Consider the following 16,446-nt stretch of genomic DNA (forward strand, 5'->3'; position numbering starts at 1 on the left):
GAGATGTGTCTGCTGTTCAACAATTGTTGCGTTTAAAAAACTTGCGCGCATTTTGGCTTACTTTAAGCTTATTTTGTGTGGTCTTGTTAAGTAATATGTTCAACCTCTTTCAGGCGAGCAATGCTTTTTTCTATCAAAATTTAGAGTCACTAAGCCACACTCAACAAACTAATGTTGTACTTATTACCAGCGACCGCTTAACAGACAACCACCAGCAACTCGTTGAAAAATTGGTTGAATATCAACCTCGCGCGATTGTAGTGCTGGCTAATGAAACATTAGTCGCACCAAAACTAGAAAATGTCTATTACCCATACGCTGAGGGAGAATATTGCGTACCACAAATTGATAATTGGGCTACTTACCAAATGCGCATTCCTCAATCAAATGAGCTTGAATGCAAAAGTATTTGGCAGCAGATATTTAATTATGATTCAGAACACGTTCAACTTATTGACTTTGATTTAGCTGTCACTGCGCTGCCAAAATTTAGTGCTGAACGGGTGCTAAATGTTGACGTAATGAGTGAGCAACTTGAAAATAAGATTCTTATCATTGGTCAAAAAGCGGCCGCTTTTAATGTCTTTATTCGCGCCCCAAAAGTCGACGGCTTAAATGATCCTTTATTACTGATAGCCTATCTCGCTGACAGTATTGATAAACAAACAACTGTAAAACAACTAAATAGCTTACTGACTATTTTTATTGAGCTTGCGCTTGTTTTTGTACTGCTTTTTAGCTTTCAAAAACTGTCGCTCATATATTCTTTTATTATTGCCTTAAATAGCGTGCTGCTATGGTGCTTATTGGGCTATTTTTTCATAGAATTTAATCAACTTTTCATCCCAATCGGACAATACATAGTATTGACATTTATCACCTTATTTTGGGTAATTGTTGTTCGAAAGATGTCTGAAGATAACGAGCTGAACACTGTTGTGAACAATATTCAGCAAAAAATGATGGGCCGTTTTATCCCACAAAGCTTTATTGAGCAAGCCTCGCCGTGGGATCCAATCATTCAATTAATTAGCCAGCAGCTAGACTTAGAAAAATCAATTTTCCTTGCCCGAAAAGAAGATGATCATCGTGTTGTTGAAATTCGTGCGATAAATTGTAATTTAGATGATATTCAAGAGATGCGTCGTGATTACAAGCGCACTCCTTACAGCAAAGCGTTAAAATCATTAGGTGTTGTACAAATTACCCGCCCCTTCTTTACACATATTAAAGAAGGTGAAATCGAATTTATGGCGCCCTTGGTTTATGCCGGTGACGTCCGCGGCTTTTGGGCACTATCTGTTATCCCTAACAAATACTTCAATCAGCAAGCGTTTGAAAAAAACGTCAATAAATTCGCAGCTCAAGTTGCTGAATTGCTTTTCCATTATCATATATTTAAAACGACTCAAGCGAGTAACAATAGCTTATTAAATCAATTACTAACCTTAAAGCTACATGAGCCGATTAGTGAGCAGGTTAAACAATCTATTAATGAAATGGAGCAAAAGCTAACAACCTTAGAAATGGTATTTAATCATACCCGCTCTGCCACTGTTTTATTTAATTTGTTTGGTCAAGTAATTCAAACAAACGCATCCCTTGAACAATTTGCCAAGCAGCACCAACTTGCGATTTTTGAAATGACGGCACTAGACCTACTTTGCAAGAGCTGTGATTTAGACGCTGAAATTGCTAAAGGGAAATTGCGTTATATCACTCTAAACAAAGCAGAGGTGGCCTTACCAGCTAAGTTTGGCGAACAAGACTATACCTTAAATATTAAAGCCCTACACACTGACAGCTCACAAGCGGCATCCGGTGAGCCTTTTCAAGTATCAGGTATATTATTTGAATTTATCGATAACCATGTAGCTCGTCATGAGGGGCAAGGTTAATGGATTTTGTGTTAGCACTCTTCCCTGCAGGTAGTGGCCTTGGTCAATCTGTTATTACAACAGTTTGGGTAGGCACTGCAGTTGTATGCTTACTTAACTTGCGCTTCGGCTTTCCATTAACAGGCCTTGTAGTACCCGGTTATATCGTTCCTTTGTTAATAATTAGTCCGACCTCTGCGGCAGTTATTATCATTGAAGCTATTGTTGTATATGCCTTAATGCGTTTTAGCGCACATTATATGATGGAAAAATTTGGCTATAGCCAAATGTTTGGTCGTGATCGTTTTTTTGCCATCATATTGATAAGTATCCTAGTTCGAGTATGTATGGATACCTTGTTTTGGCCGTTAATTGCAAACCAATTAAGTCGCTGGGATATCACCTTTGATTATGCTTCACAGCTCTACTCTCTTGGTCTTATCATTATCGCTTTAACAGCTAATGTAATGTGGAACGGGGGCTTTAAATATGGCTTAAAAGTAACCTTTATTCAGATACTTATTACCTTTATTCTCGTACGTTTTGTGCTCATGCCTTTCACAAACTTTAGTATTGCTAACTTGGGTATTATGTACGAAGCAGTAGCTGCGTCGATTATTGCGGCTCCCAAAGCCTATATCATCCTAGTTATTACCGCTTTTCTTGCCTCTCGGGCGAATATTAAGTACGGCTGGGAGTTTAACGGTATCATGCTACCAGCACTTCTTGCCCTTCAACTTACTCAACCGAGTAAATTACTAACTTCATTTGCTGAAACAGCCATTATTTTGGCCGTTGGCGGGGCACTTATTCATTTTACTAGGCTTAGACACGCCAATATTGAAGGTGCCAGATTATTGATGCTGTTCTTCACTATCGGCTTTATTTATAAACTGATTCTTAACTACATTGTGGTCTGGTATTTCCCTGCCATAAAAGTGACCGATACTTTCGCGTTTGGTTATATGTTAGCGACCTTACTTGCTTTAAAGATTTATCAAAAAAACGCCTTAGGTCTTGTCGTCAGAGCAACATTACAAACTTCGATAGTGGGTGGTGTACTTGCCATTATCGTTGGCTTTATTGTTATGCTAATTCCTTCGATACTATCTAAGCCGAACCTTAAACCCGAAACTGAAATTCAGCATGTTATTACGCTTAATCAGCAAGTTAGTCAGTATAAAAGTTACCTTTATACCAGTCGTAGTAATAAAGTTAGTGTAAGTAGTTATAAAGCAAATCAAGCCGTTGCTGAGTTTAAGTATGCTGTTTATCAGCTAAATAAGGCAATCATTAAACAGCAAGATATCGCTGAGCTCTCAGCTTTATTTTCTAGCATTGGCTTTTTACTGCAAGGTGATGAAAACTATATTTATCTGATTGATACAATTGAAGATAGGCAACGCGGACTGTTTGTTTTCAACAAACAACCTAAAACCCCTTTATTAGTCACCGTGCCATTTCCAATTACTGAAAGTTTAGCCAGTGATTCTGCGGCCCTGATTTTCGAACAGCTACAAAGTAAAGCTTTGGTATTTGGTACAAGTAAAACGCCACAAAAGACCTTAGCGAAAGAAAATCAACAAAGCCCATTTTATCAGGCGTTTATCTCTGCATTAGAAGGTACAGAGATATTGCAAATTCGAGAGGCCAACCGCCATACTGCTACTTTGTTTTCAGACAAAACAATACACGCAAACAGTCAATATTGGATCTATAACCAATTACCAAGCTCAGTAAGTCAACGCGAGTTACATGATTTTGTCGGCAGTGAAACAACCTCTTTTGGCACGGCAACGAGTAGCAGCCTACCTTCTTCAAGCTTTTCTGGTTCAATGTTCGAAATGTTTTTAGATGGTGATAATTACACCAATATTTTAGCCAGTATATACCGTGATAATTTCAATTACAGTAATCTACAGTTGAATGAATTAAATGAAGAAATTAATCAAATAGTTGATATTTATTCGACTCACATAAGCAAAAAAGGCAGTTTTGACTATCAACCACTTTCTAATAGTCAGGTCGCACTTTGGGAGTTTGAAGTCTTAACGCCACTTTACAAGCTGATTGCTCGCATTGGTAATGATGCGCTGACTGAAGATATGCTAAACCAGCTAAAACAAATTAATGGCACCGCACAGCTTTTGAGCTATCAATTAAGGCTTGTAAAGAACAACAGTGGCCGTTATTTACTGCTGAGCCCGCTAGATACTCCTGCTGCATTACAACAAGGCCAAGGCATATTCCTATTTAATTTGACCGAGCACGAAGCAATTACCTTAAGTGTCCCTAGACCTTTATTTGAAAGTAATACGTTAAGCTTTGCCAGTGAGTTATTTGCTAAGTCGAACGCTGCTAACCTACTCGTTGCAGGGGCGCACCCTTATGCACATCCACAAGCAAATGTACTAGCTGCAGATAATGTTGATTCTTTATTCAATATTATTCACCAAAGCTTCTTACGTTTTACACAAAACCAGCCTAGTTTGAATATTCAAATTCGCAGCCATAGCGCACCTTCATGGATACGCCCAAATGCAATCGCATTCTCAACAACACAAATAAGCGATACAGCGCTCCCATTAATGAAGCAAGTTGATAATGAACTCAACGCGTTAGGTGTCAATTATCAAACAGTCATGGGGCAACAAGCCACTCGCGGTCTCGAGATTGGTAGCTCTCCGCAATCCGGTTACCAGCAGTTTAATGCCAATAGTGAGCTGGCAACCTTGTGGCTCGCTTCAGACTTTAAACAACAGTTTTCGATGGATCAAAGTAGTGTGTTACAACGTTTATTAGCCATTTCGAGTAACTCTAAGGTTAAGGTAATAAACCTTGCCACTCTATCGCCATTTAACTGGCAACCGTTGGATGTTAACAAGAACCAACAGCTACAAACCCTTGTAAATAACTATGTCGCTAATCAGCGTCTCACATCGTTGCGAGATTTTTGCTTCCAAATCCCCGCTTGTAGTTTACAAACCATCAAGCTGGAACACCTTGATAAATTCGCACTAATGATAAAGCAGAACAATAACATCCTTGCGATCTATAACCCGACAAACAATCAACTGATTGATGTAAAAGCATTTAACCTGCTAATGGGAGGAGGTCAGCGTGTATTTAATTAAACGCTTATTCGCCCTATTACTTATTTTGACATTACTTTTAGCTATATTTTTTGCAGGGCGCAGCTTTTTAGTGTGGCTAGACTCAGCAGAGCCAGTGGATGCACGTAGCAATACCGAAACGCGATCTAATGTACAGTGGTTAAGTAGCGAAAAGCCACTGCGATTTACATTTTCTAATCAGCGAACTCATTCATTACGAATTCTCTCGAATGCCGTGTTTGACCAATCTGTGTTTCTTGAATTACCGGTTAATTACGCAATTAAATATGTTCTTTATGATGATAAGGGTGATGTGATATTGGATAAAACTTACCATCACGCTTCAAAGCTAGTTAACAATAGTGAAGAACAACAGATCAAACAAATAATAGAGAATAAACAATCACTAAACGTTGCTTCTGGGCAGTCTTTTTATTTGCCAATCACTCATTATCCAAATGCCAAAAGCCTTGATTTAACGCTGATCCCAGAAGAAAAATCACTACAAGGCGTGGTTGTCCGTGTTCATGCAAAAACCCCTGAACAAAATATCGACCCACTCAACAGTTGGCTTAAACGCCCTCTAGAAAGGCGAAGACGTGCCACTGACTATTTAACTATGGGTGAAAACACGCTAACCAGCGCTGAAATTAGTAATGCGATGGCATTTTGGTGGCAAAAAATTGCACCTCAAGGGATCCCTGGTATCGACTTTAAATCTGACATTTTGTATGAAACGCTACCTTACAATGTCACTACTTATGACTTTAGCATGCAGCAGCATGACTTAGGCGCTTATTACACTGAACTTGGCCTCTGTGCCAGTATTAAACTTGATGTGACTGACAGCCTTATTTTCACCGTCAACTCAGAGCAGCTATTACCATCGCTAACTTGGTATGATAAGCATCAGTTCAAGGCGCCAATACCAATCAGTGTATCTCCAACCGATAGCAAAAATAGCTATAAGACAGAGCTTATTGATGCAGGCCTAGTCACCATTTGTAGTGAAGAGCCATTACTGACAAATTGGCGAACAGCGTCAAGCACACCAATTTTAACGAGTTATGCAGGCAGCTATTTGGTGAATGAATTTGCCAGTGTAGATTTTGATATAGAGCCAAATAGTAATCTCAATATTGACGTTCGTGCATTGCAAAGTAGTCAGCTTAACGTGGTTATTTATGATGAACGTAACCTAGCAATAGAAGATTACACCGTGACTTTAAAAGGTGAAGTGTCAGACTTCGACCGATTGATCACCGATACAACTCAAAGACAGCGTGTCGGTATGCTCAATAGTTACTATTTACGTACCCCAGATAATGCTCATCATCTGAAAATTAGCGCTGAAAAAGATGTCTACGTTCGATTAAAATCTCGGTTAGCAGATTTCAATTATCAACGAACAATTTCTCATCAATATCTACCCGAGCCAATCAATGGTTTTTACGATATTGCCGCTTGGTATGAACAGAGAGCTGCAAATCATTATGAGTTAACGCAGCTAGCACATTTTACTAATATCCGTACTTTTACTCCGCCGAAAGAGCCGGATTTAGTGACAACTTTTTATCAATCTAAAGAGCTCTTTGCAAAGCTGCCATTATCAAATGTCGCTTTAGTGCTAAGTCCTGATCGCTATTTTATGCCGAAGTTACCACCGCAGGTGTTTAACTTTGGCTTATATAACAAAAATAACTATTCACCTTATGACGATTCTGAGGACAATAGTTTAGTTTATCGCTTAACTAACAAAAGCAGCAAAGAAGTCGCGGTGTCTGAGCTATCGGTCGAGGCATTAAAGCAATTACAGTCACAGGCGAAAACTATTTACCAAAATTGGTATGGAGATCGCCCGTGGATAAAGCAACGCATTTACCAACTTGATAAAAATACTCCTTTGACACTTGATTTCACAAAGCAACAGCGCCCTATGAGCTTAGTATTTAAAGTGTTTCGTGCAAATAGCAGCGAACCTGTAGAGTTATCGCTTACACAAAATGCCGACTACAAAGCAGGGCTGACCAGTGAATACAGCATCGCTAAACAACGCTTTATGCTAAATCAATCGGCATTACTCGATGCTTTTTTAATTCACCCAAAAAATAGTCAGTTAACAAGCTATCCTAGCGTTACTCAAACAATCACTAATGACATTGCTGAATTACATTCCCTAACACTGCAAACAACTGACACGGTGTGGGTTTCTATACTTGAGGAATATCCTTTGCAGGAGCAAAAAGTAAGGTGGTGGAACCATGAAAACTAAAATAATGATGATTATAGTTTGGCTCTTTGTATCTACATGCCACGCAACACCTAGTTTAAATGAGCTTACCTTGAGCTTAAAGTTATGGCTTGTTGATCAGCAACAGACTCCCACACACTTTAATGTCAACCAAGGTGCTCTATTTGCAAATGAATCTTTAAATTCCGGTGGTGAAATTCATTATAAACAGCAAGGTGAAAAGTGCATTGCTTATGCACCACATCGCTTTTATGACAAACACACACATACTATTGCAAAGGCACTATATGCACACTGCCAAGTATTTTTAAGCAACACTAAACACCGCAACGACCGTGATGAGCATGGAGAACTTATTGACTTTGGTAAGTATAAACCAAGCGCGAGTAATGCCTTTATTCTTGCATACTCTGAACATGTTGAGTCATTTTCGATTTATCAGATCCATGGTTACGCAAAAGAAAAAAGGAAGACTCCTGAGGGTAAAAAAGCTGATGCAATTATAAGTAATGGTCATGCAATACCTAGCAAGCGGACGATTGCAATCACAGCCTGTTTAAATGAACAGCTAGATATTACAGCTATGGTTTATGGCCTTGATGTTAAAGAACTTGGAGGCACCACCAATATTCTTGCATCGCTGGCTCCTAACAACAGTCAGTTTTTCCATATCGAGTTAAGTCGCCAGTTGCGTGAGCGATTAGTTTCTAATAACCAGCTATTTAAGTTGTTTAACCAATGCCTTATTTCATAATTGCTATTATTTTACTGCTGCTTTCAATGCAGCCTGCATACGCTGTTGATACAAATAGAGGTGTTCTTGAGCCCGCAATTTGGCTGCAAACCTTGCCAAAGCTCGCGCCCTATACCACTAGCCAAGATATGAACTTTAGTGCCAAGCAACATCGCTATCTTTGGCTTCCGAAAGGGCATTGGCTAGACATTGACCCTGAGCTTCTAAATAAATTCATTATTAGTGCGGGGAATACCCAATACATACAACAACGCCTACAAGTGCATCGCGATTTATTATGCGATACGAAGCGATGCCAACTCCCCGCTATGGGCCATAACCGAATTGTCGCCATCCAAAATCATCTAGATGAGGGTGCCACGTTCAGCGCTATGATTGGTCATATACCACAAAATGTAGATAGCTTTAGACGAGCCTTGTCGCTTGCTAAGCCCTCAGTTGTAACTAAAAACCGCAATGGCAGTGAACGTTATTATCAACTAAGCAAAGATGACGAAGTCACCTTGTTTTTCTCGGCAGCAAAAAAGCTTAAATTATCTGTTCGCCAAAATATGCAACAGCCTGATGAAAAAGGTGTTGTTTATGCGTATGTCGATAAACAATTGGTTGCTAAAATCAATACCATTAATAGCCAAGCATTAGAATATAAAGAACAGTCGTTAGGCCTTGAAAATACTGAGTACCTAGCTATCGCTGCCGGACAATACTTAACGATAAAAAGTAAAACCGATGCATTTATCAAACTGGAGCAAAGTCACCGCGCAATTTATGATGATAATGCTGCAGAAAAAGAACAAGAAAAATTACTGTTACCCTACTGGTATCAAGTCGCTGATGATGCCATTACAGCGGTTTATCGCGACCACTCATTGCAAGTGTTTAGTGATGATGTATTTAAAGCAAATAACTCACTAGCCCTAAAACGCCGTACCAACTTGCTATCTATGATGACTGGGCAATCCCAGCTTAAGGGTAGTTATCGCACTTTGAACGCAGTTGAGTCTCAAAATAGTATGGTTACTGAACTCGCTGAGCAACGCTTAGTAGACGATCAGTTTTATCCGCGTATAAATCAACAGCTCCGCCTTATAACCACTTTAAGCCAATCTGCACAGCTATTTGATTTATTTAGTGAAAAACGTGCAACACCTTGGTTAACTTTAATTGCAAGGAGCACTAAAGACAGCCAATTGAAACTATCTGCAGGTGAAAATAGTTGGTTAGTAAACCTAAAAGCAACAAATGACTTTCAAACATTATTTATCTCTGTGCCACTGAGCAGTCAGTCGTTAACAATTCAAAGCTTAAGTAGTCAATCAAATAAAGTTGAGTTTGCGCTCTATGCAAGAACGCTTGCTGATCTGCCAAGTGACGAAGTGATATATCAACAAGCAGTTAATACTAAGAATATAAGCCCTGCGATATCAAAACTGATTGCAGATGACCTACACAAACAACATGCTGATTATTTAGCGGCCATCGAGCCTTACGCGCCAGCACGTAAAAACGTCTCTGCATTTAATGCCGAACAATCATTATTAACAGCGAAAGACTTAGCTGATAGCGCCCCTCTCGATGCCTTAGCATTTTTAAAACCTCTGACCCAAAATGCGAATACAACAATTGCTAAACAAGCTTGGCAACTTAGAGTCGCAATTTTACGTAAACAGCAACAGTTCCACTTAGCCAATAGTTATTTAGAAGGCCTATACAAAAGTACACAGCAATTAGAGCTGAAGCAATTTGCAGCAAAAGCCTTGATTGATAGTTATCAAACAGAACGTCAAGATATCAAACTATTTGCACTGTGTGCAGGTAACTTAACAAGCATAAATGAGTGCCCGCCAGTTTTGATTAATTTAGCGGTAAAACAGCAAAAACATCGTTTGGCTGCGTGGCTGGCTCACTCATCAACTGTGCCAACTAAAGTGTCTGAAAGCTTTAAAGCGCTTAACTATCAAACTCTCAGTACCCCTCCCTTCATTGATGAAGCGCGTTATTTAGTAAAAGCAGGTATGCAAGAAACCTTTATTAACAGCCAGGGGAAATCTCAAAATACTGTCATCACACAAACAATGCCATGGCACTTTACAGCCCAAACACCTATTAATTTAGTTATTAAGGCTCGCACAGCAGCCAAGCAGAACGGTGAGTATCAAACCGCTTGGCTTATGGCTGAGAGTCAATATCAGCATAAACTCATGCCTATTTTTAGTGATATACCCGCAACTACTTTGTTTGTTAAAAACCAACAAGCGGCCTCAATTGCAGCCACACTAGTAATTCGCCTTAAAGCTGGTGAAGCGCTAAAAATAACAGCTGACCATACGAGTTATCTTGATGTGAGCTTCATTCCAGACTCTTTATTTAGTCAGTTCGATTATGTGTCTGACGCCGCAAATAAATCCCCATCAAATGATATTATGTCGCTTATCTACTCTGCAGACGCTACACAAGCCGAACTTTTATTAAATGGGCTTTATTTACTTAGTAAAAAGCGCCTTACCAATAACCAATACACACAACTTCTTCAGCGCTTAGAAACCTTAGGTGCGGATTCTAAGTCGACCTTTTTACAGAACAGAATAGAAAGTTATGGTCAATGGCAGCCATTAGATAGTTTGCTCGACTTTGCTGGTACGCGATTATTTGACATGCAAAGTACAGCACAAAGTAGCTTTGCAGATCGTTTTACATTGCTTAATACACAGGCAGGCTCCAATAAAGGCATACTGCTGCGCCCATTCCACACATTAAACATTGATTTAGCACAAACTGAAGGGCAACAAATTCGCTTTAAATTTAACTTTTCTACTGCTGAATTGGCTCGTGCAAATGTTGCTAACCTGTCATTACAATTAGCAAATGATCAAAAGATCTGGTCAGTCACAGAGCAGCAAAGCATTCCTTTCACATTTAATAAACGTGAATTGGATAACAACATCATTTCTGTCAGGTGGCTGAACCCGTATCTATCGCAGCACCTAACAATTGAAGCTGAACAATATGTTTCAGGTCGCTGGCAACACCTAGAGCTGCCGACAACGTTACTCTTTTACACAGTGACACCTGATACGCCTTTAATGGCCAAATTACCTGCTGACAGACTCATTAAGTTAGAACAGATGAATGAATTTAAGCGAACAGAAAGACGTTTCTTCCACCCTGCGGGTAAGGTTGAAGTGACTGCAGATAAATTACAATACGTTCGTTTGTATAGCTGGCAGCTAAGTGAGCAAAGCAATAAAATTTCACCTTACTCACAGGCAAAAACCCTGTTGCCAGAACTGGTCACTTATCAAGCGCCAGAAAAGCCCTCTATTATCAATGAGCAGATAAACCTACATAGTGACGAATTAAATTGGCAGGGATTTATTCGCTACGATCAACAAACAATTTTCCAAAGTGCCGAAGATATACCTGCCCGTGAAGAAATAGATATAGGTGCCCGCTTACGCCTCAATGATGATAACCACTGGTATCAATTAGAGGGCTATTACTCTATGAGCGATAGCCAGGCTGATATTTTTGCCCTAAATGGTTACCATTCTTGGCAAGATGAAAACAGCCCATGGTATATCGACACGCAAATCAACTCACGTTGGCAGCCAAGCCATGATAGTTTTGACTTACAGTATGCATTAGATGCAAGTATCAGTATTGGTCAGTCTTGGCAGCGCGATACTGTGCACCGTCACCAATGGCAAGTAACGCCTTACATTCGCTATAACAGCGCAGACCTTGATGATTACTTATCAGATGAGCAACTAAACTCGAGCGTTTTCAACTTCTACCGTGAAAATCATGCATCTGGCTGGTTGAGTTATTACCAGTACCGTTATCAACCTTGGGTTGATAACTACCTTAATTTTGGTGTTTCCTCTGGTTCTAACGATGACTGGATAAGCCTAGACTACTTACGTTTCAACTCAAGTTGGAACCAATATTATCGTGGCCACATTTTTCAAGTTGGTTTAGATAGCTACTATCGCTTTGCCGATGAGCATAGAGCTACAGCCACATGGCAATACATCACTCGCTTTGCGTGGCAAAAACAAGTCAATTTAGGCAGTTTTACAAATGGCTGGCTGAAACTAAGCTGGCAGCAAGACTGGGTCTGGAACAATCATAATATTAGTCTCGAGTTTTCATCAGGTAATAACCAGCACACCGGCTTTGCACCTTTTGCTCATGATGAAATTATTTTCCCTGCACTTCAACTTAACCATTTGCTAGAGCACAGTGATTATGAGCAGTAAACAACTTAAACAACGCCTAGAAACCTTGCTATTTGCTGATATAGCTAGTTTTTGGCTAGACTTATACCGTCAGAAGTACCATGAACTTGTTGATGAATTAAGCCAATGGGAGCTGATAAAAAATCAACCTGACGATGACGATGAAGATGACTGGCTTTTATTACAAGCGATTGCTTTCCTTACTCACAAGATTGAAACCTTGCAGAATCAGTTGCTTAAACTTGATACCGACCATCGCCGTTTTGTAGAGCGTTTGAGCCATGCAGAGTTAAAAGCAGAACGTGAGTTTCACATTCTTGATTACGCATACATTTTAGGGGCAGACCGACTGCAGCTAAAAAAAGATCAAGAGGCTTTTCAGCGCTGGTTTGATGAAGGTGCGATGATTAATCGCTATCAAGATAAAACCTCTGAGCTTGAACAATCACTGAAATTTTTAATTGGTAAACTTGGGGATTTAGCGAATCGCTATTTACGTAGCCACGCTGACGAAATTGCGCAATCATGGCTGACTCTAAATTTAGAAAGCTTTTTCTTGTCGTTATTAGAAAAAACTGACAATGAAGCCATTCGCAACTCAATTTTTCGCGCTTTGGCAAATCAAGTGCAGCTAATAAGTGAATATGTAGATGATCCTGAGTTTAATGCCGAATTAGTAGAAAACTTACTACAGTCTCTTGAAAAAATAACAACCCCGCATGCTGCAAAAGTCGATATCTTAGAAATTTTAATTAATTTAAGGCCAACATTCACACGCTACTATATGCGCTCTCATATTGATTTAGAACTACCTGAAAATGAGCAAATTGACCGAAGGCAGTTATTTTTACTCAGTGCCTTTGCTGGCATCCTTAGCAAACAGCTTAACCTCAGTGAGGTTAACATTAAACTATTATTTTTACTCGCCAAACATCGCTACCCAAGAGTAAGGCAAAGTGTCTATGAGCTGTGTTCTGTGTTGCCATGGCCATGCTCGCAACAGCTTATTTTAGAAGGCTTACAAAATGAGACTCAACAGGCTGTTAGGTTAACTCTGATTAAGCAATTAGCCGATCCACGTTTCAGTGAGCATCAGCAAGGATTCAAAGTTTGGCAACAACAATTAATAGCAACGGCTAGCTTTGCTGAAAAGCGCTTATTACTCGAGTTAAGTCCTCGCATTATGTTTAACCTGCAAGTGGATTGCCATACAGAGCAGCAAGCTAATAGTTTATTTAAATCATTTGTGGAATTTTTAAATCAGCGCCTAGAAGATGAGCCAAGTCTCGCTATTCGCCGCATTATCAGCCGTGTACGGGAACAACTTGTCAGCTTTGTGCACCAGCAGCAAGTAGCACAACTTGAAGTTGACCTGAGCGCCCACAAAAATCTAGATTTAGCTGATTGGAATGAGCAGTTACTCGGCAGGTTATTAAGTAATCAAGCGCAAAATTATGAAGCCTACAATGTCAGTGCGCGAAAGAAATCATGGCAAGTACAATATGGCTACAAGCGAGGCTTTCGTTTATGGCGACTTTGGCATGAATTCAAAACGCCGAGTACTGATAAACGCCAGAGTTTTAACCACTTGCATGCAAGAAAACCAAGTGCATTTATGCATGTACCTAGTAGTACAGTGGCTGAAATTAGTCAAACAGAAGTCCCTGGCGAACCACGCTTTGATGAACAGCAATTTAGTGCTCGTGAACACTTGCCATTACTCGACTTTCTTTTGAGCAGCCTTTCTCAAGACAACCTAAAAACGCCAGCAAAAACCTATACACCGGATGGTATTCTCATAGTGACCCCACCGAAGAGCCTATTTAAAAGGCTTTACTGCTATAGCTGGATATCGTTTAACTATGAAAAATTAAACGAACTGAGAAATGGCTCAGAAGTTGAACAAAAACAGTTTTTAGAGATATTAAAAAGTAAAGGGTTTACACTTGATTTTCAGCCGTATGGTAGCGTACTTGATACAAACTTCCCGGTAGAAACAAGTATCAGTAGGTTATATAACAAACTCGCAATTACACCATTTCTGTTTAATCTATGGTCAAGCTTTAAAGAGTATGCGTATTCAATTTACCAAAATAGCATAGGCCAGCTTATATTCTTTGTGCTCAGCTTTATTGCCTACTTTTGGGCAAGGCATTTGAAAATTAGTCTTCAAATAAAGTCTGACAGAGCACATATTCCGGTTTCAATTGGTGGTTGGGGAACGCGAGGAAAGTCAGGAACTGAGCGTTTAAAAGCTGCACTTTTTAGTAGCCTCACGTTAAAAGTTGTTAGTAAAACCACAGGCTGTGAAGCGACCATGATCTATGCCAGAGCCAGTGGTGAACAGTTCGAAATCCCTCTATTTAGACCCTTTGATAAAGCCAGCATTTGGGAACAAAGTGACGTTTTACACTTTGCCAAAAATGTAAATGCGGATGTTTTTTTATGGGAATGCATGGGGTTAACTCCGCGTTATGTCAGAATTTTGCGCAACTGGATGCAAGATAGCTTTTCAACTATCACTAACGCCTACCCGGATCATGAAGACATTTTAGGACCAACAGGTATCGATGTTGCTAATGAAACAAGCCATTTTATTGGTGAAAACAGCTTAGTATTCACCAGCGAGCAAAACATGGCCCCTATACTTGAGGCGAATGCGAAGCAAAAGAATTCAAATTTAATTCAGGTTCATTGGGCTGACGGCCTACAAATTACCGAAGATATTCGAGCCCTTTATCCATATCAAGAGCACCCTGCAAATATTGCTTTAGTTTGTAAAATGGCCAAACACATTGGCCTCAGCAAAGATTATGTATTTAAAGAAACCTCTGCGCGAATTATTCCTGATATCGGTGTATTACAACAGTTTCCTAGGGCACCAATAGGTTCTATAGAGCAGTCTTTTGTAAATAGTATGTCGGCAAACGAGCGCTTAGCAACGCTTGAGAATTGGCGCAGACTCAGCCTTTATGAGCTCAATGATTGCCCTAAGACACAAGTCATTGCATTAATTAATAACCGTAATGATCGTGTCGCTCGCTCGAAAGTATTCGCTAATATTTTGAGCCATGACTTAAGGTTTGACCGAATTGTAGTGATAGGTACTAATGTAGATGGCTTTTATAGTTATTTTATTAATGCATTAACAGAGCGAATTGATAAGCTCATTGAAAATAATGATATTGAAGAACTTGAAAGCCTATTGGTACAACTGAACTTATTTACTGCAGAGCAGCTCCATGCCCGCTTTGTCAATGCATATGGGCAAACCAATGCAGATAAATTAATGTCGCTGAGTGAAGGGACACTCAATAAAGCCTGCGTAAAAGAAATTCTCGGAGATATTTTAGACTCACAAGTAGGTGTTATTTTGAGTTATTTCTGCCACCACTTTCAACGAAATGCACTTGCTGCTTTACAAGAAAACATAGCTGAAAATGCAAATGAAATAAAAGAGCGCCTATTAACTATTACTAAGTCTAAAATAACAGTCCATGAAAATAGTAACTTATCTGCCGATGAACTTACTATTTCAACCGCCGATTTAGCTCTGCCAAATACACATCAGGTTATTGTAGGCATGCAAAACATAAAAGGTGCGGGTTTAAACTACGTGTACGCATGGCAACAGTGGCAGAAAATACATCAAACCATTCGCCACTTATTTACTGAACAGTGTTCAGCTAAAGAGTTTCGTACCGCACTTACAAACTTAAATATGATTGTTTCGTTCAATCTCATTGAAATAGACTATATGAAACAACATTTAGCAACTTTAAAGAAAACTCACCTTGCGCAAAATGAGTTTTGCCAGGCTGAAATATCTAGCCTGTTAGAAAAACTTGAAGAAGATGAATCAAACCAGAAGCAGGAGCAACAACAAGCCTTACTTGTGAAATACTTCAATCAACTAATTGAATCATTTTTAGATGCCGGTGCTGCAGTAAAACGGAAAAAGCGCGCAAACCAAATTTATCGCGATATTGCAGATCAGCGTATCACTTTAGAAAAAGCGATTAAGCTACTCGGTAAACTTAGTCGCAATCAAAAGTCTGGATGGTTCGCGAACAAGTCAAATCAAGACTAACTTTATGGTTAGACCCAAGACCAAACCCTAATACTTACGGGTTTGGTTTTTTTGAGCTATAAAAAAATCTTGAAAAATCAGAAATTTCCGATCAAAAAACAAGCTTTTACAAATCATAACGTT

At 39.5% G+C, this 16,446-nt stretch carries 6 protein-coding genes; all 6 read left to right on the forward strand.

Annotation, left to right across the window (positions count from 1 at the left end):
• Positions 1–5 precede the first annotated feature (5 nt).
• Genes AOG26_RS07755 through AOG26_RS07780 form a run of 6 tightly spaced genes read left to right on the forward strand, consistent with a single transcriptional unit; the run spans position 6 to position 16,323 of the window.
• A complete protein-coding gene (locus AOG26_RS07755; RefSeq protein ID WP_054561922.1) occupies positions 6–1,898 on the forward strand; it encodes a hypothetical protein in 1,893 nt (630 codons plus the stop codon).
• Entirely contained in the window at positions 1,898–5,011 is a 3,114-nt protein-coding gene (locus tag AOG26_RS07760; protein WP_054561923.1) for a poly-gamma-glutamate biosynthesis protein PgsC/CapC, read from the forward strand. The genes AOG26_RS07755 and AOG26_RS07760 overlap by 1 nt, the downstream gene beginning before the upstream one ends.
• Positions 4,998–7,262 carry a hypothetical protein gene (locus AOG26_RS07765; protein WP_054561924.1) on the forward strand — a complete coding sequence of 755 codons (2,265 nt, stop codon included), beginning with the start codon at positions 4,998–5,000 and terminating at the stop codon, positions 7,260–7,262. Before AOG26_RS07760 ends, AOG26_RS07765 begins: the two co-directional genes overlap by 14 nt.
• Positions 7,252–7,995, forward strand: a complete 744-nt coding sequence (locus AOG26_RS07770) for a hypothetical protein (RefSeq protein WP_054561925.1) — start codon at positions 7,252–7,254, stop codon at positions 7,993–7,995. Before AOG26_RS07765 ends, AOG26_RS07770 begins: the two co-directional genes overlap by 11 nt.
• Entirely contained in the window at positions 7,980–12,254 is a 4,275-nt protein-coding gene (locus AOG26_RS07775; protein WP_054561926.1) for a hypothetical protein, read from the forward strand. Before AOG26_RS07770 ends, AOG26_RS07775 begins: the two co-directional genes overlap by 16 nt.
• On the forward strand, positions 12,244–16,323 hold the full coding sequence (locus tag AOG26_RS07780) for a hypothetical protein (RefSeq protein ID WP_054561927.1): 4,080 nt from the start codon (positions 12,244–12,246) through the stop codon (positions 16,321–16,323). Before AOG26_RS07775 ends, AOG26_RS07780 begins: the two co-directional genes overlap by 11 nt.
• Positions 16,324–16,446: the final 123 nt, after the last annotated feature.

It is taken from the genome of Pseudoalteromonas sp. UCD-33C (genome assembly GCF_001306895.1).
Taxonomy (GTDB): Bacteria; Pseudomonadota; Gammaproteobacteria; order Enterobacterales; family Alteromonadaceae; genus Pseudoalteromonas.

Coding starts and splice junctions, on each gene's coding strand:
- AOG26_RS07760 (WP_054561923.1), top strand. CDS start 1,898: ATGGATTTTGTGTTAGCACTCTTCCCTGCAGGTAGTGGCCTTGGTCAA.
- AOG26_RS07770 (WP_054561925.1), top strand. CDS start 7,252: ATGAAAACTAAAATAATGATGATTATAGTTTGGCTCTTTGTATCTACA.
- AOG26_RS07775 (WP_054561926.1), top strand. CDS start 7,980: ATGCCTTATTTCATAATTGCTATTATTTTACTGCTGCTTTCAATGCAG.
- AOG26_RS07780 (WP_054561927.1), top strand. CDS start 12,244: ATGAGCAGTAAACAACTTAAACAACGCCTAGAAACCTTGCTATTTGCT.